The following is a 24212-nucleotide window of genomic DNA, read 5'->3' as shown; positions in this document are numbered from 1 at the left end:
GCCTGCCGTAGCCTTTCCTTTGCGGTTTTTCTTTTTGCCCGGCGTCAAAAACGAACTTGCGGCCCCGAACGACAAAGCGACCGCAAAATGGACTTTTGTCATCCTTCCCCCTGACTGCCGTCATTCGATGCGCAGGAATCCACGGCCAATTTTGCAGTATCCAAAAGTGTCGATGTCGTTGCTGCCGAATATGAAGAAAATGTACAAAGCCTTGCTGCGGACTGCATGGGTCGCGCTGATGCTCCTGCTGACGGTTTGCCATACCTCCGCGCAATCCGCATTGGGGCAGTTGCAGACCATCTACGGCGGAAGCCTACCGTATTTTGCGCCGCCCGCGATGCCTTCCGGACCTTCGGAACCTGCCGTCAATTCCTATTCGAAGTTTGATGCGGCCGACAACAACCGCAATTTTTCTGGGTCGATGGACAATTATGCCGAGGCATTGCGGCAACGCAGCGCCCAGCAGTTGCGACAAGGCAATTTCGAGGCGGCGGAACGTTTGTGTCGACGGGCTGCCAAGGTTGCAGGACAGGGACGGGGCAATGCACACAATCCGCGGCGAAAAAAGTTGCGGAGCGGAAGGCCGAAGTGGAAGCGCGGCTGGAATCCGCCCGCCAAAACTGGCAGGCTGTAGCTGCTTCGCCGCCGGTCGCAGCACAGCGCATGGACGACTTGAAAAGCCGCGCCACGCCATTGCTCAAGGTTGCGCCACCAATTCCGAATTTGCGTGACGCCGTCGCTTCCGTGCCCGACCGGTCAGGCAATCAGGGACTTGCCTTTGGCACAGGCGCTCGGCCGCAGGCACTCACGAAGGTAGGCGGGCTCACAGCCGCAGAATGGGCAGAGGCCCGCGAATGCCAAAATGCCATCGATCGGCTCGCTGCCGTTTGGCCCGTTCCGAGACAAAACATTGAATTGCTCGAAAAGAATCTCGCTCGCCGCAACGAACTTTGGGAAAAGGCGATCACGGTGGACGGTTTGCAGCCCGAGGACCGCGAAAGAATGCGCTTGCTCCTGCATACGCCCGGATTGATGGCTGCACCACCGCAATATGCCGCCCCTTCCAATGCAGCGCTCATTCAACTCAAAACCACCCCCTCGCCGATGCCTGCCGAAGTCAATCCCATGTTTGGTGGTTCGGAGGCGGACTTCGAAATGTCGCTCAATGATTTCCATGCCGACAAAGCCGTCAAATGGATGGAATACAAGGCGAAAAACTATGTCGAATTCCTGAAGGAGGGCGCCGGGAAAACCTTTTCCAACCTGTTGCCGCTCGGAAAGCTCTGTTATTCAGCGGCCACCAAAAGCGAAGGTGCGGTGCGGGCAGATGCCGCGGATTTTATGGTCGGCATGCTCCAAACTCCTCGCGCCACAATGGCCAAGGAAGGCGGGAAAATTTATGCCAATTACACCCTCCGATTGGCCGACAATTTCTTGCATTCCACCACCGACTTCATCAATGCCAACGGCGGCAGGATGTACCACGAAGACATTCCACTGATTTGGTCAGACGTACAGAAAAAGCAGGAGCCCGTCTTGCGCTACCTCGGAATCGTCAAATGAAAACATCCCTGATCCTTCTTATTGCGGCTTTCATCGCCTTGGGCAGCAGCCTGCACGCGCAAGGCAATGCCGAAATGCCGTTTTATCCGGCCTTTCTAAAATTGCCGGTGAATACGGAAATGTCGGTCGATTGGGTGCTTGCGCCGATGGAATCCGAGACGGTCGAGAAGCTCACTGCCGACGAATGGGGTAATTCGCAAGGTATTCAGGCATTCGAAGTGGACGCCAAGGGGAATCCTTTGTTCTTGTTTCGGGATGATTTGATTTTAAGCCCTTTGCAAAGGCAATTGACGCAGCTTTCCCTGCCTGAGATTCCCGACGAGCGTGACATTCGCGGCATCATTGCCTTGGAATCCGGTGCGACCTTCTACGCCTCCAATACCGAATTGCTCTTTTGTCCCTTTTACCCGAAATCCGATTCCGGCCATATTGTGTTGGAGCTGCAACCGCTCGCACTTTTGCCAAGTCCCGGTAGCAGGGTTTGCAAAGGGAGCGGGAACAATCTGTATTTTATTTCCACGGAGGCAGAATCCGGGCAATATTCCGTGTTTTTGCTCAAACCGGAGCGCCTCAGACCCGATGGTCCGCTGATTCCGCTCGGATATCGCCGGATTTTTTCAGCGCCAACCCCGATTACGGCCGTGACGGGTGACGAGGAGACCACCTGGTTGGCCATGGGGAATGTCATTTTCAAACTCGCGGGCGGTAAGGTACCGGAACCGCTGCCTTTTCGGCCTTCGCAGGCTGTTCATACCCTTTATCCCAATACCACCGGCGTACTTTACGTCACGTCCTCGGAATTTGGCTATGCGAATGCAGATGGGAACTTGAACATCTGCGGCGCTACGGGCGATTTTTTGAGTTTTCAGGGGAGCAATGCCTATTGGATGGATCCTCAGAACCTTGCCGTCATCAAAATTGCGCGGCTCGATGAATTGTCCAAAGTTCCGTTGGCTTGGCAGGAAAACCGAAAGGGTGAGGTTGCTGCTGCGCGCATCGCTGACCTGAAATTGTATGCGACCACAGCGCCTGCCTTCAAACCCGGTACCGATGCGCGGACTTTTCCGACAGAATCCACACAATTTGTCGCCCTCGCCCTGAAGCTGGAAAACCTCCAAAAAGGCAGCCGACACATGCATGAAATCAATGTGCATTGGAAGCGGATCGAAGGCGGGATTTCCTTTTGGAGTTATGCGCAAGGCCTTGTTTTCGAGGCGGGTACGGCGAGTCTCCCTGTCGGATTTTCTTGCGGGGACAAGCGGGCGGGGAATTTGCTTCCCGGTACCTACAAAGCCGAAATTTACCTCGACGGCATTGAAATTCAGACCGTGGAATTTGCCATGTCGGGGAAAGCGGATCCTTATTATTATGTATTTGGCAAGGACAATGCCGGACTTCAGCAGTGGTTGAGAGATGGAGGTTCCCCCGACTATTTGGCGCCGGAAACTCCGCCACTCTTACAATGGGCAGTGATGTCAGGCAATGCCGAGGCGGTGAAAATCTTGCTGGACGCGGGGGCCAATCCGAATATTGTCGACAAGGAAAGTGGCAACACGCCGCTTTTTCGTATCAGCCGCAACAACGGCCTCGCCATTGCCAAGCTCCTGATCGACAAGGGCGCAAACGTCAATCAGGTGAATCCTTTCGGTGCGGAGACGCCGTTTGTACGCGTGTTTACCAATGCACAGGACAATGTCGACCTGGAATTGGCCGACTATCTACTTTCTCGCGGAGCAGATATCGGCGCCTCACCCAATCCTAAATGGTCCGGGATGAACCTTGTGAGCCGGCATCTCAATGCGGTACAATGCGGCCTGGAAAACGCTTCGCCGCAGAAACTGGAATTCCTGCTCTCCCGCGGATGCAAGCCCGCTTTCCCTGGTTATTACCTCGAAGGCATCCGTGAAAATCCCGAATCCTCGATCCTGCAGGACCTTGTCTCCCGCAATCTTCAGCCGAGCTACCTTGGCCTGCTGCTCCAACATGGCCTCGACCCCAATATTCTGCTGCGCGACAATCGCAACGCGGCCAACGAGGAGGTCAGCCTGCTCTACAGCACATTCTTGACCTACAACGAAAATTACATGTTTGACATTCCCAAGGCCCAAAAAGCCCGGGAAATGGCCGGAATGCTTCTTCAAAAGGGGGCCACCCTCCGCGATTCCGAATGGGACGTGCTGCTTGTGACCGACATCCTGCAATGGTTGCCGGATCGCTACATGATTCCTTGGCTAGAAGGGAATCCGACCTTTCGGCAGGAGTTGAAATACACCCCTGACCCGCGGATTCAGCGTTATTGGGTGATTCAGCTGTTGTCGGAGGTGGGCAATCTTTTGCAGCATGCTTCAACGGAAGTCGATTACCGTGCCGCCTTGCTCGTCTGCGAGGACGCCCGCCGTATTGCCGAAGGCAGCTACTGGATCCAAAGCACAACCGTACGCCCAGCAGGACCCAAAGGTTCGCCGACGTTTTTGGGATTCAGCCTCGTACATGTCGGCGACCAAGCGTATGTCTACCAGCTCAATCCTGCGATTCCAGCGCTTTCCGAACGAACCCCAGCCGCCGTTCCCATCCAAATTGGCGACATTCTGATCGATGTGGAGCAATTCGGGACGACCGAAAACATACCTGACCTCCAAGGCAAATTGGCTGTTCTCAAATCGGGTGCAGCCGTCACACTCACGTACAAGCGTCCCTCGGACCTCAGATTCCCTGAAGTCTACTATTATTGCGGCCTCGTCGAATATACCTTGGGCCTGAAGGAACGCGCGATTGTGGACTTTACGCAATACCTCAAGGAAGCAGGGGAGGGCAGTTCCGGCGCCAAGGCGCAGGTGGAGACGATTTTGAAAGGGTTGCATTGAGCGGGGAAATTCAACCCACAGTGTGGTTGGCTATGTTGATTTTCAATTCTGTGAATGAGCTTAGCTGGTCAAAAGACGCTGATTCAGGCAGCTCCCAGAATTCAACCGACGTTTTTTTTCTGAGAATTCTGTGAATGCTGCTCAATTCTGGAAATTCTGTGAATTCTGGTAATTCTGATCCAGATAAAATGTCGAAATTGAAGTATGCAATGGATCCTGCTTCGACGTTGCCTGCTTGCTTGTTGGGTATTTCTACTTTCGGCTGCGGCCGGAAAATCAGTCATTTTTACGGTTACAAGTGCCTACACCTCCGGTGCGGGCTCTTTTCACGAAATGGTCGCAGCCGCGGAGGCGACCTTGGAACGGGATACCATCCGGTTTCAATTGCCGAGCACGGGCCCCTTTGAGATATTCCTCGACTCGGCCCAAATTGTTGGCGAACAATTTACGCGGCCGCTCTTCATCGATGGAAATTCGCAGCCCTTCAGCTCCTTCCCGAATCGGCTTGTGACCTTCAAAACGAATTGGCAGTTTGCGCGTTTCACGATCAGCAGCAGTGATGTCGAAGTCTCCGGCCTCTCCTTTGCCGATTTGGGTTACGCCATCACGTTTGAACATCCGCCCATGCCCATTCCTGAATTTAAGAACATCCGCATTCACGGAAATGCCTTCTTCAGGACTCCCGCGGTTACCGTGCACGTCAACCAAACTTGGGTTCACGGCATTTATTTCGAGCAGAATTACTCCGAGGGCAGCACCGAATTTCTCTACATCGGGCCTTGCTGTGGCAGGATGGATTCGATTTTTGTACGCCATAATTGGGTGCTTAATGACGACCAAGGCAACCATTCCCAGTATCCCGCCATTCAAGTCGAAAGCGTATTGAATGGGGTATTCAGCTATTTTATCGTCGAAGACAATGTTTTTGCGGGACAATCTTACGGCTATCAATCCGCCATCACCATCCACGCAAGCGCTATTACGCCTTCCCCGCAACGGGACACCCTACGGGATATATGGATCACAGACAATCAGTTTCTCAACGATTCGATGATGCCGGGTATGGTAGCCATCGAATTGTTGATCGGCCCGAGCGGCCGCGTGGCGGATTCGGAAATCTCTGACGTTCACATTGAGCGCAACACGATCGGAGGATTCCGCACCGGCATCAGCATTGAAAATGTCGGCGGTGATTCGATTTCCTCTGCCATCCGGAATGTGGTGATCGCCGACAATGACCTCTCAGGGATCAGAACTACCGGCATCAACGTTCATGCCTTGTCTTCTAGCCGCGGATCAGCCTTGATCGAGGGACTCAATGTGCACCACAATCAGATTCATCACGGTGCCGGAACGGGCATCCTATTGCAAGGCGATTGGCGCTTGATTCCGCTGCGCTTTCCCGGAATTTTGAACGATAACCTATTCGCAGACAACGAGATCCATGACAACGGCGGTGTGGGCATTCAATTCTATTACAACTCAACGGATACCGCAACGTGGCCCGGCGAATTGATGCGCAATACCTTCGCCCGCAATCGGATTTACGCGCAGCCACGGGGAGGAATCGCAACCCGCTACACGCCCGTGCAACTCGGCGATAGTTGTGAACTCCCGACACCTGAATTGTCTTTTGTGAGTCCTTTGCCACCCTTCACCGTTTACGGCCGCCTCGCCGCAGCACCTGCCGACAGCTACCGCATCGAATATTTTGCGAATCCCAATGCTGGTGCCGCTACCTGCTGTCAGGCCGAATCCTACCTCGGGGCAGATACCGTTGTCGTGTCCGCCAATGGATTCGCCAACATCGCTTGGCCCTCCGGAGGCAGTCAACCCTTTCACGTGAGCGCGACCGCGACGCGCCTCAGCGACGGCACCACCGGCTGCATCAGCAATTTCGTGGATACCCTCACGGTGGCCATTTTAGATCCCTTGGAGGATTTGCCCAAGTTTCAGATCTACCCCAATCCGCATTCCAAGGGCCCACTTTGGCTGGAATGCAAAGCCCCCATCTCCGAAATCCAGCTCTGGAACAGCCTCGGGCAACAAGTTCCCTGCGAATTGGAACGGGCTGACTTTCCGCATTATCAGTTGAAAATTGGAGCCTTGCCCGATGCGATGTACCACTTCCGCCTCCGATCCGGAATGCGGTGGCACAGCCAAGCCTTGGTCATTCGGCAGGAATAAGCTTTTCCTTGCGCTCACGCTCCCACGCACGCTGGGAATTCAGCCTGCGGTGTGTCCCGATCGTGTTCTGCATCTCCAATTCCTTGATTTTGAAGGCAGCCCGCCAGGGCGGGCTGGAAACTTGGGGGGGGGCAGCCCATCCGGCCGAGCCTGGCGCCTGGCCAACAGACTGGCCCTTCAGGAAAGCAAGGTTCTAAGGTGTTCATTTAGAGTGCAGTGTTTTTTTTGTAATAGCTTTACGCTATAAGAAATGGCGTTCACCGAAGCTAATTCTGTAAGCTTCAAATTCGGACAGTCCCCAGAATTCAACCCACGGTGTGATTCTGGAAATTCTGTTAATCCTGAAAATTCTGATCCAGCCCACCAGAATTCAACCCGCGGTGTGATTCTTCGAATTCTGCTCATTTCCGCTCCAACCTACGCCAGCCGGAGGCTGAAATGCAGCATCGGCGTGTCGGCGGGACGCCGACGCCTCAAAATCCAGAATTCAACCCAAAGTGTGATTCTGCAAATTCTGTAAATTCTGCTTCAGAATACTGCTTACCTTTGCACCCAATTCGGGGCCGAAAATGCCTGTTGCATCGAAAAAACGATTTTATGGAGACTTTTCAGGACCTCAACCTCACCAAATCCCTCGCCAATGCCGTCGCTGACCTAGGTTTGGTGAATCCAACCCCCATGCAAGTCGCTGCTTTTCCGGTGATTGCGGGCGGAAAAAACGTCGTGGGCATCGCGCAGACGGGTACCGGCAAGACCTTGGCTTACCTCTTGCCCATCTTGCAGGGCTTCAAATTCTCCGCCGAACTCGATCCCAAAGTCCTGATTTTGGTGCCGACCCGCGAATTGGTCACGCAGGTGGTCAATCAGATCAATGCCCTCGCCAAGTACATGTCCGTGCGCGTGATCGGCGTTTTTGGTGGCTCCAATATCAATGTGCAGAAGATCGCCATCGCGCAGACCGGTGCGAATATTGTGGTCGCAACCCCCGGACGCCTCTACGATTTGGTCCGTGCCAAAACCATCAAACTGAATGCGGTCAAGAAATTGGTGATCGACGAAGTGGATGTGATGCTCGATTTGGGCTTCCGGTTCCAATTGACCAATATCTTCGAATTGTTGCCCGACCGTCGGCAGAATATTATGTTTTCGGCGACCATGACAGCCGATGTCGATGCCTTGATTACCGACTTTTTTGTGGCTCCCGTCCGCATCGAAATTGCTGTCAGCGGTACGCCCTTGGAGAATATTGTGCAGATGGCCTATCCCGTGCGCAATTACCATACCAAGGTGAATTTGCTCACACACTTGCTTTGGGACCGGTCTAAATTCGCAAAAACCCTCGTTTTTGTGCAAAGTAAACGTATTGCGGACCGCCTGCATGCGACCCTCGCAGATACATTCGGCACGGAAATCGGATTGATCCACGCCAACAAATCCCAGAACTTCAGAACGCAAGCCATTGAGGATTTCCAACGGGGATTTGCTCGGGTTTTGGTGACCACCGACGTGATGGCGCGCGGACTTGACCTCGAAAAGATTACGCATGTCATCAATTTTGACACGCCGATTTTCCCCGAGAATTACATGCACCGCATTGGCCGCACAGGTCGCGCCACAGAATTGGGAACCGCAATCTTGTTTTTCACTGAAAAGGAAATCCCCTTCAAGGAAGCGATCGAGACCCTCATGAAACGTGAAATTCCCCTGATGGAATTCCCCGAGGAGGTCGAAATCGATTTTACACTTGCACCCGAAGAACGGCCGGCAGAAATCAATACAGGGCCTTCGCCGCATAAACTCGTGCAGAAGGGCGCCGCCTTCCACGAAAAAAGCGCCAAAAACCAAAAGACCAATTCCACCCGCGCCGACCGCAAAAAGAAACGCGAATCCAAACACAAAAAGCCCATTTCAAGGGGCGATAAGTTTGCGAAGAAGAAGAAGTAGGAGGGGGCCCCAACGAAGAATGCTGGATCTATCAAAAAAGTTCCAAGCGCCTTGTTGCGTTGAGCAGAGTGAATAGTGAGGGTGTCTTTGAAGCTTAGGGCGTTCCGCCGTCATCCGCCGCAGGTTGACCTTTTGGCAAGATGGATTCCGCGGAAGAAGTTCCCAATCCCCAATAACCCTTATCTTTACCCCATCAATGGATAAGAACGCAAAATGACGCAAAAGCTCAACATCAAAATCTCCCCGGAATTCGGATCCGTCTCGGCCATCTTGCAGAAGCCTGCAGGGGCGACGGCCTTGCTTGTGTTGAGCCATGGCGCCGGTGCGGGCATGGACCATCCCTTTATGCAAGAACTTGCCAATCAATTGGCCCTCCTCAAAGTGGCTACCTTGCGTTTCAACTTTCCCTTCAAGGAAAATGGCGGGGCACCGGACCGTCCACCCAAGGCGCAGGCCACAATTTTGGCGGCGATCCAAGCAGCCTTGCCCGAAGCGAAGGGCTTGACGCTTTTGGTGGGCGGCAAATCCTTCGGTGGCCGCATGACCTCGTTGTTGGCCGCTACCGGAACTTTGCCACCGCAGGTCAAGGGAATCGTGTATGTCGGATTTCCCCTCCATGCCCCCAACAAACCCGGCAGTGACCGCGCCGCCCATCTTCAATCGATCGCGCTGCCGCAGCTTTTCCTGCAAGGCACCCGCGACACCCTCGCTCAATTTGACCTCATCGAGCAAGTCTGTAACGGCATCAACAACGCCACGCTGATCAAATTGGAAGGTGCTGACCATTCGTTTCAGACCCTCAAACGCGCCGGGGTGAGCGCTGAAGCCGTGATGACGCAACTTGCGGTGGAGATTGCGGAATTTGCGAAAAAGGTCGGGTGAGGCGGATGCAGCTCCAAGGAAAATCCAACCAAAATTTTTAACCTCTTGCTCCAGGCCTGTCCCGAATGAAGCCAAGGAATTGGTACAACGTTCACGAAATAGCTGGCCCACATTGGTTGGTGTGCAGTGCGACCCCTCTGGGGTCGAATAAAACTTGCGGCATCTTTTTCTATAAATGTGAGACCCCTCTGGGGTCCTATTACAATTCAATGCCAGTAACAGGACCCCAGAGGGGTCAAACCTTTATAGAAACACGGATCCAATTGTGATTCGACCCCAGAGGGGTCGCACATCGCGAAACATTTATCCATCTCAGTAGACCTGTAATTTAGCAAATGAAGTACTTTCGATGGAAAGGCCAACGCATCGCTGACCAAGCTACTGATTGCCTGACAACCATCCCGATAGGCATGCTACCAACCCGTTGCCCCAATATCCATTACTGCGCTTTCTGAGCAGGTACATCCGCAATCTTGATGTATTTCTCATTACGCAGGCCATAGTAGGCATTGTTCTCACGTTTAATTTCGGAAAATACACCTTTGTGAAGCCGGTTGTTGTTTTGATCGAAAAGTACACATTCAGAATAGCCATTGGTGAAAAACAGAAATGTATGGGTATAGGTATTCCAGCCTTCGAAGAATCCATTGTCGTAGCGCGACAAGTTATCAAATCCGTCCTGACCGATTCGAATTCCTTTTTTGTTGATTTGCACCCATTGCCTACCGTCCTTTACCCACGCCTTGCCACCTTGGAAAGAATAGCAACCTTGGTATTTTTTTGCATTCAAAACCTTTCCTGCCGTATCAACATAATTATAGGTGAGGGCGGATTGATCCCCGATCAGTTTGAACGCTTCCGGAGAGGACGGTTCGTAGGTACAGAAGATCGCATACCCCTCCATGAATAGCTGCTTTACATCCGGTACCATCACCTCGTAACTTGTCTCCGGTGTGCTGGATGCTTCGCCAAGATTGCCGAGAAGACCACGCACCACCGTCATACTTTTCCCTCCGGTTGGGATGGCAAGCAAGGCGCCGGCAGTCACCACAATGGGCAACATCACGAGGGTGGCAATTGCCTTGAGGATTCCGCCGCTACCACCTGAAGACTCACTCCGCTTCTGCGTATACAAAATCGGATACTCCATCGGCAGTTTTTGGTAGGTGCGGTCATTGATATAGCCGTAATGAGATGCATCGGAGACAATTCGGAATCCGTTCACTGCAACCGGGGAAATGCGGGGATAGCCACTACTGAGGGTATCTCCATTTTCTTTGCCGATGTACTGCAGGCGGTTCTTTTGAAACAGCATTCTGCCATCCTCAAATTCATGCAAAATCACCAGCTCCCGTTGCAATGGACTTCCTTGGTAATCATAGATCTCCACGGGGAGTCCTGCGCCCGAATTCTCCTTCTTCACCGCATAAATCACCTCCGGCCGAAACTCATAGCGTTCGCAATCCGTGCGAATCAACAATTGATGCGCTTTCCACAAATAGAGACTTTTTTCCTGACCTTTTTTACTGATGAAATAGGCGCTGTCGAGCAGCTCAATCTTGTCCAGCGACTTCACCCATTTTTGCGTGCTTTTCTCATAAAGCGTTGTCTTTCCATCATACTTCTCCAGGAAAAAATGGCCCATCGTATCTTTGACGGCGACGACATCCTCCTCTAGCATCTCACCTGATTGGAGGTCAAAATAAGTGCGTTCCGTTGGATGCGTGAATCGATCGTGGTGTTCCTCAGCAATCAACAAGTTTTGGAAAGTGGAAACAGAACGAAGGTCCTTCTTCACCAAGCCTGTTTCCCTGTAGAGACAACCGTTTTTGTCTGAATTGACATAAACATTGGTTTTTCTCTCCTGCCAAAAGACGAATCTGCCGTATCTGACAGGTGATCCAGCGACAAAAGTGGGCGCTGAGACCATTTTTCCCGTCCGATCCAAAATCGCATACCTGCCCTTCTTATCCTGAACAATGCCCGTCCCGTCCTCGAATTTCCCACTTCCCCGGATGAGGTCTTTGTGGATTTGTTCTCCTTCGGCATTCAAATAGAAGATCTTGTTTTTCCGGTAGCCTGTCAGAATGACCTTGTCCGCCTGCACGAGACTGTCGTATTTGGGCTTGATCAACCATTCGCCGTCCTGCTGCACGCCCCAGAGATTTTTCTTCTGAACCACCTCCAATTCCCCCTGCGCATACCCGGACAGGCAAACCAAGAGCAAAGAAACCAATGTTATCATCCATCTCATTGGATAAAACTATCAAAAGGGAGCGTCTGGAGCAAGTTTGGTGTTTCGAAGATGGCGCGGAGGTCTGCAACGGCATCAACAACGCGACGCTGATCAAATTGGAAGGAGCAGATCATTCGTTTCAGACACTCAAACGCTCGGGCATGAGCGCCGAGGAGGTCATGCCCCAACTCTCCGAAGAAATCGCCAGATTTGCCGCGCAGGTTGACTGAGGGAATCCTACACAGCCGTAAGTCCCAATGCGCACGCTGTTTTCGAGGAAAGTCAAAAGTGTCAAATATGCAGGAAAATGATCTCATCCAACTTGTGACCATGGAAATGCCCTTTGGCAAATACAAAGGCCGGCTTTTATGCGAGCTTCCCGAGCACTACCTCGTTTGGTTCCATTCCAAAGGATTCCCCGCCGGGCACCTCGGTCATCTCCTCGGCTTGCTCTATGAAATCAAGCTCAATGGGCTCGAGTATTTGTTGGTCGAGCTACGCAAGAACCATTTGCCGAAGTAGATCATGCTTCGTCATTCATCACGATTTTGAATGTTGACGGTCGAAAAATGATTCCCCATGGTTGTCACGTGCGTGTCTGCAAATCTCGGGGAGCTTGCGTGGGTGACTTCAAAAATGAATGTTTATTCTGTGACGGGAACGCTCAATGAACCAACCTTCTCAATCTCCCCCACAATATTGTCCTTCTTCGAATCGGCCACAATCCGTTCGCCCAGCTTTTTCGCATGGTGACGGTAGCTGGGTTGATCGAGAATTTGCTGCACAGCTTTCCGGATGCTGTTTGCGCTGGCTTTGGGCGAAAGCTTGATCCCGGTTCCATGGTAGGCAACCTTCGCCGAATTGTCGCCTTGGTCCCTTCCCATGGGCATACAAACCATGAGCACGCCATTGGCTAAGGCGCGCATGACTGTTCCGTGGCCGGCATGGGTGACCACGCAATCCGCCTGCGGGAATACCTGCGCATGCGAGGCGTCCTTGACGACCTTCACATTGTCCGGAATGCGGAAGACTTCATTTTCCATCGCGATACCAAGCGTCACCAATCCGCGTACATCCAATTGCGCCAAGCCATCGATGCAGTTTTGAATAGCCTGTTGCTGGTTTTGAAAGGTCGTGGACATGGCAACCACCACAAGCGGTCTTTTGTCCCCCGAAGAAAACGGGTTTTGCCATTCCTGCACCCAATCCGGATCGTCGAGCACAGGGCCGGTGTAGACCACATTCTTCGGCGTCGGCAAAATGGGGAAATCGAAGGCTTCGCTCGTTTGAATAAGGCGCAGGTCACAATGGCGAAAGAAATCTGCGACATTCTTTTGCGCAGGGAGGTCCAAGGATTTCCGGATCGCATTGATTTTGGGCAGGTATTTGTTGAAGATCTTGTCGAAGACCTTGCCCAGCAATTTGTCCCGCAATTTCCCGAAAAGACCTTTCCCCGGCACCAAACCCAATCCCCCCGGCGGACGGTTGGAACCGGGCAAATATTCGGGCATGTGAAACAAGCATACGGATGGAATTTTTTGGGATTCACCTGCAATCAAGGCAGCAGGAAGCACCACGTCGGCAACCAAAACATCGGGTTGATGTTCTTGGATGGCCCTGATCGTTTCCCTGACCACAATCTCAGCCGGACCGAAGATGACATTTTCAAAGCCATTGTTCTTGTTTTTCCAATCCTGGAACATATCACGGGTGCGGTCGGTCTTCGTAAAATATTCCGTGAAGGCAGTAAATGTTGCTCCCGTTCCTTCCACCAATTCCTTGAACCAAGGCTCGCTCAGGATCGTCACCGCATGGCCGCTCCGAATGAGTTGCTGTGTGAGATTCAGTACCGGAGGCACATTTCCTCCACCTTCGATGGTAACAATAAGGACTTTCATGACATTTTTAGTTGGGTGATTGCATTCAGTCTTTGATATAGGATCTGCGCTGTTTCTTCCTGTGAATAGCCCAAATCCTTGCGCAGCAGTTTCCATTGATTCACATCCGTGGACGCATAATACATTCCGAGCAAAAGACGATAATGAGGGTCCGATTCCGCGGGTAAATACGGCGCAAAAACACGTGCACACCAGGCCGTATGGATCTTGCGGGCATGCTGCAGCACTTGGGCGATGATCGGGAGTGTATGCTCAAGTGCCAAGGTGCGGACCGCGGCCTCTCCGGTCAGTTCGTACTCCTGCATCAACAGGTCCACCGCAAGCGGTATGTCGCCTACCTTGGCGGCATCCTTGATGGCCTCGATGCCCGCGACATCTTGCCCGATCGCCGCCTCAAACACCCCTTCGCGCGAACCAAACTTTCTGAGAACTGTCCGGACCGTTGTCTCCGCTTTTTCGGCGATCCTTTCCAAGGTGATCTCGTGGAGGGGATACTTCATCCAAAGTTCACCCGCCGCCTTCAGGATATTCGCTTCCGTCTGCGCCGCCGATTCAGACCGCGCCTTCATTTCGTACTTTCTGCTCCCTTGCATATTCATGTCATGAATATAGACACGAAATTGATTCATGTCAATAGGGGTGACATGAATAGTTGGGGGGTTGCTATTGGAGATGGACTAGTGGAACGATTTCAAAATACCAATACTATCTCCGAATACTATTTGGGCCAAGGTTCGACCCCGCTGGGGTCGATGGAATCAGGGGGATTTTTTAAGCTATAAAGGTTTGACCCCTCTGGGGTCCCAATGGATCAAAACCATTGCTGGCCAGCGTATAACGACCCCAGAGGGGTCCAACGTTTATAGAAAATTGCACCACCACAGACGCTCGACTCCAGCGGAGTCGCACTTTTGAATTTTCCTTGATGATACCAACGGTACAGTAATTTCGGACTCACTGCACTAGGTATATTCTCCAGAGCAAGAAGCCGGCGATCCCCAACAATTTTCCTCCCAATTTGCCCGATTGCGAAAGAATCGGCATTTTGAGCCGCCGAAGTAAGGACAATCTCCTTTTCGTCCCCGATTCATGAAGACGCGCTATTACCGATTCCTTTTCTTTCTCGTTTTTGCCGGATGTACCGTCCCTCTGCTGTGGAGCCAACCCGCTGATGCTGCGGGGAAAGCAAAAATTGCCACCCTCTTGACCAAGGCGGACAGTCTCTTGACGACTGCCCCGGACAGTTCGATGCGTCTGGCGGAGCTTGCCGTGGCAAAAGCTGAGGGAGAGGGTTTGCCTGACTTGAAAGCGGATGCAGAATTGATCTTGGCGAGAGCCTATATGAACAAAGGCTATTATAACCGGGGCTTGAAGGCGGGGTTCAATGCATTGCGGTACTATGAATCGGTAAGGGATACGGGCGCGATGGGGGAAGCCAAACACCGCATTTCGACGATTTACCTGGAAACGGATAACACGGTCTTGGCGCAACAATATGAGCAAGAGGCCTTGGCATTGCTGTTGCTGGAACCTGAAAGGGATACGCTTGCCTTGTTCTGGACGTATTTGGGACTAGGGAATCAGATGGATCGTGCCGAAAAGTTGGACTCTGCCCTGCACTATTATTTCACCGCGCTGGAATTGGCCAAGGCCGTGCAAAACGATCGGGCATTGCATTCCTGCTACAACAACATCGCCCTGATTTACAAGCAAAAAAAAGATTTTGACAATGCCTTGGCCTATTTTCAAGAGGGAATCGCGATCACGCGTGCAATTCAGGATTACAGTTCAACTGCCTTTTTGCTGGACAATGTGGGCTGCATGTACTTCCGAATGGGGCAGCCCAAAGAAGCCTTGCGGTACAGCGAGGAAGCTTATGGAATGGCCCTTGAGCATCAAAGCGCCTCTGGTCTCGTGAACATCCATTCCAATCTCGCAAACGCCTACGCGGCAAACGGTAAATGGGAGAAGGCCTATTTTCATCAACATGCCTATACCGAGCTCGTGGAATCCTACTTCAATGAACAAAGCTCCGCATCGATGGCGGATATGGAGGGCAAATACCAAAATGAAAAGAAACAGGCTGAGATTGCCTTGCTCAACAAGGACAATGAATTCAAAGCCCTGAAAATTGACCGCCAAAGTACGATCCAAAACCTGTTGATCGGGGTTCTGGCCCTGTTGCTGCTGTTGGTCATCGTGGCGGTGGTGGCCTACTTGGACAAACGAAGAACAAACCGGCTGCTCCACGACCAACAAGAGCAAATCAAACGCATCAATGCGGGTTTGGAAGAGAAAGTGCTGGAACGGACACAGGCCCTGGAAATCGCGAACAAGGAATTGAATGACCTGTTGTACAGGAGTTCGCATGACCTGCGCAGCCCAATCACCAAGATCCTGGGCCTGTTGGGGCTGGCCGAGGCGGGCGCAATGCCCACTGAAACCGTTTTGGAACATATCGGTCGGACCATGGAGGGCTTGAATGCGCAGAATTTGAGCATTTGTGAGCTCGGATCGATTCGGGACCATCGTTCGGCACCCGCATCCTTGCACCTTCAGGATACCCTCGAGGAGGTATTGGCCGAATTGAAAACCAGCTTTGATGTTGACACTTCCGCGGTTCTGCTGGAGGTGAATGCAGGAACCGTCTGCACAGTGGATCGTTACCTTCTAAAAATCGCAGTGCGGGAAATCGTCGCCAACGCCCTTGCCTACGGAGGCAGCGGCAAGGTCCGCATTGTGGCCCAAAATGAAGGTGGCCAATTGCGGATGGCCGTAGAGGATCAGGGTCCGGGTATCCCCGCAGGCATCCAAAAGAACTTGTTTGATATGTTTGTGCGGGGAAACAATTCCCCCAGCCATTTTGGCCTGGGCCTGTACAAGGCAAGGTTGGCGGTACAACGGATGGGAGGGAACCTGTCCTACCGGTCAGCGGCGGGTGGAGGGACGGTTTTTGAGATTTTGGTGAGAGGTGCGGTGTAGGGGGATTGTTTGATTTTCGAGGTGATCTCCTCCTTTGCCTGACGGCTACAGAAATGTTGCAGTGTCCACTACTTCCCTAAACGACAATTGGATAAAGAAATTGAATTTTCTAGGATTATAGTATCTTCGTGAATTGGCTCTACCCTCCTGATGACCAAAATTGATGCTTGGTTGATAGATTGCGATGTATACCGTTTGCATTTTGGATGTCAGCAAGTAAAAGCCTGGAGAATTTTCATGCCATGCTATTCTGAAGATGGTTCGCAACGCTTTTTTGATTAACTAATTCATATCCAATGAGAAAATTACTTTTTTATGCCGTTTCGCTTTTTGGGTTAGTGCAATTGGCACAGGCCCAAGCGACGAGAATCCATCCTGACCCAAGCCAAGGACAAACCAATGCCGCAAAATCGGAAAGCTATTCAGTCCTGTGTGCAGGTGAAGGAAATCCGCAAACGGTTGATCTCAAATGGCGCCCGATCTTGTACACGAAGTTTCAATCATTTGAGCCGCAATCACCTGACGAAGAACTTATTGAGGCCGTGAAGGAAGAAAAGCTGGCGGTAAAGAGGGCTTCCTATGTTGGAATCGGCATTGAATCCACATCGACTGTGACGCCAGAGGTCGGAACAAACTTCCTCGGAAATGTGAACAACGGATCTTCTCCGCTTGACAACGGGATCGCAGTTTCAAATGGAGGTATCATTGTTAGCGTGGCCAATGCAACACTTGAGATAGACAATGCCGCAGGTACCAATTTATATTACAACGATCTTGCTTCGTTTATCAATGATGTTTCTATTTCTAATGTTTGTGACCCAATAGTTAGTTATGACAAGCAGGCAGACCGCTTTGTCATGTTTGTCCAAGAATGCAGTGGAAACTCATCCAATTCTTATATTTTCCTATTCTTCTCCAAAACCAACAACCCGGCCACTGGAGGATGGTGGAAATACAAAATTACAGGCGATCCACGTAGCGATGCTTCTTGGTTCGATTATCCGAAGATGGCGATTTCAGACAATGAAATATGCGTGACGGGCAATTTGTTTAGCAATACTGGCACCTTCCGTCAGGCTGTGGCCTATCAAGTGACGAAGTCAAGTTGTTATGCTGGCGGTGCGCTCAATTATTCCCTTTGGTATAATTTTTCCGGGGCTCCATTTACGCTATTGCCTGTCACTGATGGTCAAGGCCTATCGTTTACGCCAGGCTTTTTTTTGGTATCCACAGATAATTCAGGGGCATCAACGGTGAATTTGTATGACTTGACTGATGATCGAACCGGTAGTCCCGTAATCAACTATTATTCTGTTGCTACCACAGCCTATTCACCTGCTGCGGATTCTGACCAATTGGGCACTAGTTGCCAGTTGGACAATGGCGATTGCAGGGCTTTGAGTGGGTTTTACCAGAATGGGTATATTCACTTTGTCTTTCATTCGGATATTGGAAATGGTTGGAATGGCATCAATTACAATCGTATGAACCTCAACTCGTCGATCGTAAATCAGTCTATTTTGTACGGGTCATCTGGAAATTTCGATTATTCCTATCCGTCTGTCGCATCGTTCAGCAACACAGTTAGTGACTTATCGGTAATGATTGGCTTTGGGCGCGTCAGCAGTGCGGTCTACCCGCAGGTGCGTGTCGTCAATTGCGACAATGGCTTGAATTTTTCGGGCTCGACTTTGGTGAAGGCAAGCGATAGTTATGTGAGCTATACATCCACTACCAAAGAACGGTGGGGCGACTATACAGGCATTTCTCGTCGTCACAATTCGGCTACCCCTTCCGTATGGATGAATGGCATGTACGGTACGAATTCCAACAAATGGAATACGTGGATCGCCGAAATTCATGGACAAGGTTCAGTAGCCATTGAACCTCTTGGTTCAACCATAGGAGTGAAGGCCTATCCCAATCCAATACAAAACCATTTTGCTCTAGAGTTTGTGTTGGACGAAGAAACCGACCTTGAGATCAAGCTCATCGACAATTTAGGCAAAGTTGTCCAGCATCTTTATTCTGGAAAAGGCCGTTCAGGCCACAACGTATTCACGTTCAACCAGGAAGGCCTGGAATCAGGAACGTATTATTTGCAAATTTTGAATCGTTCAACGTTACTGAAAAATGAAAAAATCATTGTGGTTCATTAATCTTTTGGCCTTGCTATTGGTCTTCGGATCATGCAAGAACCAAGGCAATCAAGACCCAACGTCAAAAACGGACCTAAGAATCCATCCTTCAGATTCGGCTACCGCGGATACAACGCGAATCGATGGCAATGCAATTGGAGTGGGGTCAGTGGGTGCCGATGGTGGTGTCCCGAAGGACTCCGTTCATGTTAGTCCAAATGGCCATCCCCATATACCAGGTAGTCCCGACCAGGCAAAGCTAGATTCCATAAAGGACGCAAAGAAGAAAAGCAAGTGATATTGCATTGAATGTGAAGGTATTGCCCTATTTCGAAATGAGTCGGTCAATGCGATTACACTGGATAAGGTTCCATGTCGATGGATTAAAGGAAGTCGGCTTGGAAGTTTTCAGCTTCTTGGACCGCATTGCTTCAACACAAGGAGATATCCTTCAACGCCTTCAACAGGTTTGACCTTGAAAAGATCGAGATCAACTCCTTGCTGTTTCAGACGGGCTAGCTCACCATCAAGGAAAGCAACAATGAGGAACAATATGTGGCCCTCGATTTCCCCAACCGAGAGGTTGCCAATGCGCTTTCCATTCACCCCCTGTCGGAGTTTGCCGAAAAGAGCCAAGAAGGCACCGACAGCCTCATTCGCAAGATGAACGGCTACCTGAAAAGTTGTCAAGTCAACGGCTTCATGGAAAACATTATCGCACTCTTTGCAGACATCGCCAATCCCATCCAGCCAGCCAAAAACTCAAGCATCGGTAATATGGAGAAGTATTACCACGGCATGTTTTACCTCGTGTTGCGATTGTTGGGGTACAACATCCAGGCAGAGGTCTTTACGAGCAATGGCCGAATCGATGCAGTGATCACCGCGGGGGAGTATGTCTATGTCGTCGAGTTCAAACTAGGCGTTGCAGCGTCTGCCCTAGCGCAGATTAAGGCGCTTGCGTATCACTTGAAGTATTTGTGATCAGGGAAGAAGGTGATTTTGCTAGTGATCGGGTTCGATGTCACGACGCGGAATGTTGGGGATTTTTTGGTAGAGCAAGTGGGCTGAGTCGGCATGTTTAGGTTTGTGTAGGCCAGTAATTGCGATATACTTTCCAGTTGGATGCGGGCTTTGGGGTGGATGCTAGGTTGCGTTTGTGCCGTGCGTCTTGGCGCAGGCGATGACGCTTGAGGCAGGGGATGTGGTTGTCAATGCCAATAAAACGTTGACCGTAAAATCTCCATTATATCCTTAAATGCTTAACGGCAACTCTGCCTGTAAATCGTGTTGTCTAAAGGTTCGCCTGCTGCGGATGACTGCCAAGTGCTGTGAAAAAGCATCGAAGATGCTAAAATTAACAGCTGTGCGGTCATCCCGTAGAAAAAGCGTGTCGAAGCAGCTTTCTTTAGGCAACACGGTTAAGTCACAAATTTCCCGACAAACAGTTTTTTGTCACCCCCCCCCAAAAAAAAAGCACCACAACCTACCAACCAGAGCTCACGGCACATTCGGATAAAAATACAACCGCTTGTACGACACAAATCCAACATCCGCAATCGAAGCCACCACCAAATAGTCCCCAAACAACCAAATTTTGAGCAACAATTCGCCGGGAACATTGATCCGCCGCACTAGCACCGGCGAAGCGGGCGTTCCAATGTCATAGATATACAGGCTGCTTTCGCTGACAGCATACAGGTATCGGTCCCGCCATTTCATGTCTTTCGAATGAATCTCGTCGATGCGCGCCACAGGAAGCGGATGCGCGGGGTCGCTCAAGGATAGAATGTCAATGCTCGCATTCCCCCGGTTGTAAAGATGGCCACCATAAACGGTCAATCCATTGCTGAGTTGAACCTTGAGCGCAGACAACACCCTTGGCCGAATCGGGTCCGCAATGCTCAAGACATAAATCGGATTTCCATTTCCGCCGACGTAGGCAAATGTGTCTTGAAAGGCCGCAACATGCACAAAGTTGATTTCGTCGAGGCTTACGGCACCCACTTCCATGTCGGCTTCCAAAATGGCATTCTGCGGATCCAACAGCGACAGATCATACACCCCGAGCAGATGCGCATCCTTCGTCGCATACATATACCCGTTGTGGATGCCGGCGCAGGTCGTGTACACCCCATTGGGCTGGAATTTGCCCAAATAAATCACATCCGGGGCATTGCGCAGGTCGAGCACATGGCAATAAGGATCCAACGTCGTCGAGGAATTCCAAATCAGCACCGTGTCGCCGGTGGGGGAGGTGAGATAATTCGAATAGGCAAACAGGTTCGGCACCGTTCCTTCGCAGGGACCAAAAACTTCGGGCTGCACAAACGTCTGCGCGCAAATCGAATCCCCTTGATTGAAGACCCAATTCCCCTTTTGCAGCCAATTGAATTGCGCCGACGGCATGGATTGCAGCAGCTCCAAATCCTTGAAGGCCTTGGACGGATCCTCCGACAAATGGCATCCTGCCATCAGCAGCACGAGCAACAGGGGGAAAAGCAACTTTTTCATCGGCGTTCCAGGTAATACGTGATGGATTCATCGCCCTCCCACGTGGTATAGGTCCATTCCATGCTGTTGGTGGTGCGGTCCTGGACTTCCCATTTTTCCAATTCGAAGTTCCAGAATCCGATGTCGTTGCCGGGGGAAATGCCCGTTCGGGTGCTCGCATTGAACCATTTCGTCGTCACCAAAAACGTCGGCAGCCCATCCAACACCGCAAATTCCGGCGCCGTCATATACCCCTCGAGCATCCATTCCTTGAGATCGCCATCCCGTTCATCCGGACTCCGCTTCTCAAAATGAACCTCGCCCGCATCCGTAAACACCGTGTCCAGCGTAAAATCCCCCGTCACATGGTATTCCATGGAAGCGATGTCCCAATACCCGCCATCCTTGACGAGATAATGCGCCTTGGGAGCCTTGCAAGCCACCAAGCACACGGCCAAAATCAACCATCCTGCCAATCGTTTCATTGAACTAAAGTTAGGGAAAGGACCGGGAATTGCAAGGAGGGGGCAGTCACCTCCGGGAGCCGGACATTCGATGTCGCAATCACCAACTTCCAAAATATTTTGCTATCTTGGAGCATCAAGAAAACGTTACCACCCACACCCTCTACCATGAAAAAGATCCTCACCGCACTTTTCCTCCTCTTGGGCCTTATCCCATTCGCCTCGGCACAGTCATTCACCAACGCGAAATCCTTTGGCGCCGGTGGTTATGAAATTGCATCCGGCATCGTCTCCGATCAAGCAGGGAATGTCTGGGTGCTGGGTGGGTTTTCCGAAACGACGGAAATCGCAGGTGAAAGCCGCACATCCGCAGGCGGGCAAGATGGATTCCTGGCGAAATTCAATCCCAACCAGGAATTGACGTGGCTCCAAACTTTTGGTGGCCCGGAGAACGACGGTGGGCGCGCACTTGTCCTTGATTCCGCTGGCAATGTTTATGTCCTGGGTGGGTCTAAAAAGAACCCGCAATTCGGCGCCCTGACCTTGACGGGCTTTGGCGATTGGGACATTACCCTTTCGAAATACGACACCGATGGCAATTTGGTCTGGGCCAACGTTTACGGCGGCGCCGGCGTGGACTTTGCGGAAGGAATCCTCCTGCAAGATGGGCAACTTTACCTCACGGGAACCTTCGAAGGCACCGGAACATTCGGCAGCCTCAGTGCTTTTTCCAATGCCGACCGGGCCGCCTATGTATTGAAAGTGGATGCCGCTGGCAATTCCGTTTGGCTGAAAAAGGGGATATGTTACGACCATTTTTGGGACAGCCAAATTGTGGGCGATGGCCAGGGGAATATCTATTATCTGGGGCAATTCGCTGGATTGGGCTATTTCGGAACGATGTCCTTCGAAGGCAATGGCTTCCGCAATTATGTCCTGATCAAAATGACCGCGGATGGCAGCACGCTTTGGGCCAAACAAATCCGGAAGGTGCCCAACCTGATGTCCGCTTGGGCCCCCGACGGCGGAATTCTCCTGGCTGGAACCGCAGGCTACGACTTCGAAATCGACCAGCAGATTTTTCCCGGCGGCGACCGAATGTGGGTCGCAAGAATGGACACCGCCGGCCATTTGGAATGGCTGAAAACTTATGCCGAAGGGAATGCGCCGAATCCCCGCAAATTGGTCGTGGCATCCGACAACAGCATTTACCTGTTAGGCGCGTTTCATGACTCCCTGACCATGGGCACGGAAAAACTTTATTCTGCCGCCGAAAACCAGAACAAACTATTTCTCAGCCATCTCGACGAATACGGAAACGTCCTCCACAGCATTCAATCCGGAAATTTTGGTACCACTATCCCCCAAGACCTCCATTTTGCGACCGATTCGACACTTTGGATGGCCGGAAATTTCCTGCAAACCGTCACCATGGGCCACCAAAAGCTCAAGAGCAACGGCAACAACGACATCTTCATCGCCAGCCTCTCCACGAAGTTTATACCCCAAGCGCCCTCGACAGCAGCACCGACCCACGTCCGCATTTACCCCAACCCCACCGACGGCTTCCTCAACCTCGACACCGGCGGCTACACCGGCCAACTAGAATTCGAATTGTACAGCCTGGAAGGGAAACTGCTGCAATCGACGGTCATTTACCCCGGCGAAGACTGGGTTTTTCTGGAGGTTTGGAAGCCGGGGATGTACCTGTATCGGGTGACGGCGGCGGATGGGAAGGCTTTTGGGGGAAGGGTTTTGAGGCGGTGAGGGGGGGCAGGCTTGCTTTTGTTTGCCGTCCAATAAATGTTGTATTTGTCACAGGGGTCGTTGTCGCGATTCAAATAGGACTGTCCTGATAACCGCTGTTCAACCCAACGATAAAACGCGTTTCAAGGAGGGAAAACATGGTGCTTCGATTTTGTGCACCACCATTCTTTGCACTGGGTTCTTCGGTCAGGCACCGGAATGTTTTTACAATAAATGGATCATCATGAATGCCTACGAATTCATCCTTGCGAAGCAAATTGCCTGGGCAAGAAGAAACCAAATCGCCTTGCAGGGAAGTGCCATCGACCGAGGTCGTGAGGCCTATACGACCGTCCTGCAAGACAACTTGTTTCAAGATTTGCATCCCGACACGAAAGCAGAGATCGAGAAAGGGGATGGCGGCGAATTGACAGGCAATGCTACAAAGGCTGCGAAAATGTCTGCCGTACACTCTTCCTCGGCCATTGGCGTGAATGTCTTTGATTATTGGAAGGACAAAACGATTTCAGAGCTCGCCTACCTTTTAGGCCTTTGCAGCAAAGACAATCAATCTGCGCAGGAAATTCATTTCGAACAGAAGTTCAAGATCAGTTCCAAATTCAGCTTTGATCCCAACATCGACGTTGTGATCCAAAACGATCCCGAAAGCAAAATCAAAGCGTTTGGGATCGAATGCAAATTCTCGGAGGCCTACGGATCACGAAAGCATCCTGGCTTAAAGGAGGCCTACCTCACCGATATTCCTGAGCAGTGGACAGACATTCCAACTTTATTCGAATTTGCCAAAACGATCA

18 protein-coding genes are annotated in these 24212 nt (G+C 51.4%); 13 read left to right on the top strand and 5 right to left on the bottom strand.

Annotated elements, in window-relative coordinates:
• Positions 1-190 precede the first annotated feature (190 nt).
• The 6 genes from IPN95_24110 (at position 191) to IPN95_24085 (ending at position 9440) form a co-directional block, all read left to right on the top strand.
• Positions 191-634, top strand: coding sequence for a hypothetical protein (locus IPN95_24110; protein ID MBK9452452.1), 444 nt, complete (start codon positions 191-193; stop codon positions 632-634).
• The gene (locus tag IPN95_24105) at positions 589-1563 is read left to right on the top strand and encodes a hypothetical protein (GenBank protein ID MBK9452451.1); all 975 of its coding nucleotides are present in this window, start codon (positions 589-591) and stop codon (positions 1561-1563) included. The genes IPN95_24110 and IPN95_24105 overlap by 46 nt, the downstream gene beginning before the upstream one ends.
• Entirely contained in the window at positions 1560-4427 is a 2868-nt protein-coding gene (locus IPN95_24100; GenBank protein MBK9452450.1) for an ankyrin repeat domain-containing protein, read from the top strand. The genes IPN95_24105 and IPN95_24100 overlap by 4 nt, the downstream gene beginning before the upstream one ends.
• A 204-nt stretch (positions 4428-4631) precedes the next feature.
• Positions 4632-6614, top strand: a complete 1983-nt coding sequence (locus IPN95_24095; protein ID MBK9452449.1) for a right-handed parallel beta-helix repeat-containing protein — start codon at positions 4632-4634, stop codon at positions 6612-6614.
• Positions 6615-7211: 597 nt separating this feature from the next.
• Entirely contained in the window at positions 7212-8558 is a 1347-nt protein-coding gene (locus IPN95_24090; GenBank protein ID MBK9452448.1) for a DEAD/DEAH box helicase, read from the top strand.
• 213 nt (positions 8559-8771) lie between these two features.
• Entirely contained in the window at positions 8772-9440 is a 669-nt protein-coding gene (locus IPN95_24085) for a dienelactone hydrolase family protein (protein ID MBK9452447.1), read from the top strand.
• 439 nt (positions 9441-9879) lie between these two features.
• On the opposite strand, the gene IPN95_24080 is transcribed toward IPN95_24085, so the two are convergent.
• The gene (locus IPN95_24080; GenBank protein MBK9452446.1) at positions 9880-11694 is read right to left on the bottom strand and encodes a WG repeat-containing protein; all 1815 of its coding nucleotides are present in this window, start codon (positions 11692-11694) and stop codon (positions 9880-9882) included.
• On the opposite strand from IPN95_24080, the gene IPN95_24075 reads away from it, so the two are divergent.
• Together IPN95_24075 and IPN95_24070 are read left to right on the top strand one after the other, a co-directional pair.
• Positions 11694-11906: a hypothetical protein gene (locus IPN95_24075; GenBank protein MBK9452445.1), complete on the top strand. Its 213-nt coding sequence runs from the start codon at positions 11694-11696 to the stop codon at positions 11904-11906. The two genes, IPN95_24080 and IPN95_24075, sit on opposite strands and share 1 nt — an antisense overlap.
• Positions 11907-11973: 67 nt before the next feature.
• A complete protein-coding gene (locus IPN95_24070; GenBank protein MBK9452444.1) occupies positions 11974-12198 on the top strand; it encodes a DUF3820 family protein in 225 nt (74 codons plus the stop codon).
• Between the two features lie 122 nt (positions 12199-12320).
• Here the strand turns inward: IPN95_24070 and IPN95_24065 are convergent, their stop codons facing one another.
• Entirely contained in the window at positions 12321-13574 is a 1254-nt protein-coding gene (locus tag IPN95_24065; GenBank protein ID MBK9452443.1) for a glycosyltransferase family 1 protein, read from the bottom strand.
• A complete protein-coding gene (locus tag IPN95_24060) occupies positions 13571-14203 on the bottom strand; it encodes a TetR/AcrR family transcriptional regulator (GenBank protein MBK9452442.1) in 633 nt (210 codons plus the stop codon). The genes IPN95_24065 and IPN95_24060 overlap by 4 nt, the downstream gene beginning before the upstream one ends.
• Positions 14204-14663: 460 nt before the next feature.
• Here IPN95_24060 and IPN95_24055 point away from each other — a divergent pair, with 460 nt between their 5' ends.
• From IPN95_24055 to IPN95_24045, 3 genes are all read left to right on the top strand, one after another.
• Positions 14664-16556, top strand: a complete 1893-nt coding sequence (locus tag IPN95_24055) for a tetratricopeptide repeat-containing sensor histidine kinase (protein MBK9452441.1) — start codon at positions 14664-14666, stop codon at positions 16554-16556.
• A gap of 344 nt (positions 16557-16900) precedes the next feature.
• On the top strand, positions 16901-18715 hold the full coding sequence (locus tag IPN95_24050; GenBank protein MBK9452440.1) for a T9SS type A sorting domain-containing protein: 1815 nt from the start codon (positions 16901-16903) through the stop codon (positions 18713-18715).
• A gap of 534 nt (positions 18716-19249) precedes the next feature.
• Entirely contained in the window at positions 19250-19678 is a 429-nt protein-coding gene (locus IPN95_24045) for a PD-(D/E)XK nuclease domain-containing protein (GenBank protein ID MBK9452439.1), read from the top strand.
• 516 nt (positions 19679-20194) lie between these two features.
• On the opposite strand, the gene IPN95_24040 is transcribed toward IPN95_24045, so the two are convergent.
• Both IPN95_24040 and IPN95_24035 read right to left on the bottom strand, forming a co-directional pair.
• Positions 20195-21208 carry a hypothetical protein gene (locus IPN95_24040; protein MBK9452438.1) on the bottom strand — a complete coding sequence of 338 codons (1014 nt, stop codon included), beginning with the start codon at positions 21206-21208 and terminating at the stop codon, positions 20195-20197.
• Complete coding sequence (locus tag IPN95_24035; protein MBK9452437.1) at positions 21205-21672, bottom strand: hypothetical protein; 468 nt, start codon at positions 21670-21672, stop codon at positions 21205-21207. The genes IPN95_24040 and IPN95_24035 overlap by 4 nt, the downstream gene beginning before the upstream one ends.
• A 147-nt stretch (positions 21673-21819) precedes the next feature.
• On the opposite strand from IPN95_24035, the gene IPN95_24030 reads away from it, so the two are divergent.
• Together IPN95_24030 and IPN95_24025 are read left to right on the top strand one after the other, a co-directional pair.
• Positions 21820-23418 (top strand): T9SS type A sorting domain-containing protein, encoded by a 1599-nt coding sequence (locus tag IPN95_24030; GenBank protein MBK9452436.1) that lies wholly within the window; start codon positions 21820-21822, stop codon positions 23416-23418.
• Positions 23419-23641: 223 nt separating this feature from the next.
• The coding region (locus IPN95_24025; protein ID MBK9452435.1) for a hypothetical protein at positions 23642-24212 on the top strand (571 nt) is incomplete at its 3' end.

The organism is Bacteroidota bacterium (assembly GCA_016718825.1).
Classification (GTDB): domain Bacteria; phylum Bacteroidota; class Bacteroidia; order J057; family JADKCL01; genus JADKCL01.
Note: the sequence above shows the minus strand (reverse complement) of the source record. Positions and strands in the feature narration are given on the sequence as shown.

Bases quoted from the DNA above. Each gene is read 5' to 3' on its own strand.
- IPN95_24100 (MBK9452450.1), top strand. From the start codon at position 1,560: ATGAAAACATCCCTGATCCTTCTTATTGCGGCTTTCATCGCCTTGGGC.
- IPN95_24035 (MBK9452437.1), bottom strand. From the start codon at position 21,672: ATGAAACGATTGGCAGGATGGTTGATTTTGGCCGTGTGCTTGGTGGCT.
- IPN95_24030 (MBK9452436.1), top strand. From the start codon at position 21,820: ATGAAAAAGATCCTCACCGCACTTTTCCTCCTCTTGGGCCTTATCCCA.
- IPN95_24060 (MBK9452442.1), bottom strand. From the start codon at position 14,203: ATGAATCAATTTCGTGTCTATATTCATGACATGAATATGCAAGGGAGC.
- IPN95_24070 (MBK9452444.1), top strand. From the start codon at position 11,974: ATGCAGGAAAATGATCTCATCCAACTTGTGACCATGGAAATGCCCTTT.
- IPN95_24080 (MBK9452446.1), bottom strand. From the start codon at position 11,694: ATGAGATGGATGATAACATTGGTTTCTTTGCTCTTGGTTTGCCTGTCC.
- IPN95_24065 (MBK9452443.1), bottom strand. From the start codon at position 13,574: ATGAAAGTCCTTATTGTTACCATCGAAGGTGGAGGAAATGTGCCTCCG.
- IPN95_24055 (MBK9452441.1), top strand. From the start codon at position 14,664: ATGAAGACGCGCTATTACCGATTCCTTTTCTTTCTCGTTTTTGCCGGA.
- IPN95_24110 (MBK9452452.1), top strand. From the start codon at position 191: ATGAAGAAAATGTACAAAGCCTTGCTGCGGACTGCATGGGTCGCGCTG.
- IPN95_24085 (MBK9452447.1), top strand. From the start codon at position 8,772: ATGACGCAAAAGCTCAACATCAAAATCTCCCCGGAATTCGGATCCGTC.
- IPN95_24040 (MBK9452438.1), bottom strand. From the start codon at position 21,208: ATGAAAAAGTTGCTTTTCCCCCTGTTGCTCGTGCTGCTGATGGCAGGA.
- IPN95_24090 (MBK9452448.1), top strand. From the start codon at position 7,212: ATGGAGACTTTTCAGGACCTCAACCTCACCAAATCCCTCGCCAATGCC.
- IPN95_24095 (MBK9452449.1), top strand. From the start codon at position 4,632: ATGCAATGGATCCTGCTTCGACGTTGCCTGCTTGCTTGTTGGGTATTT.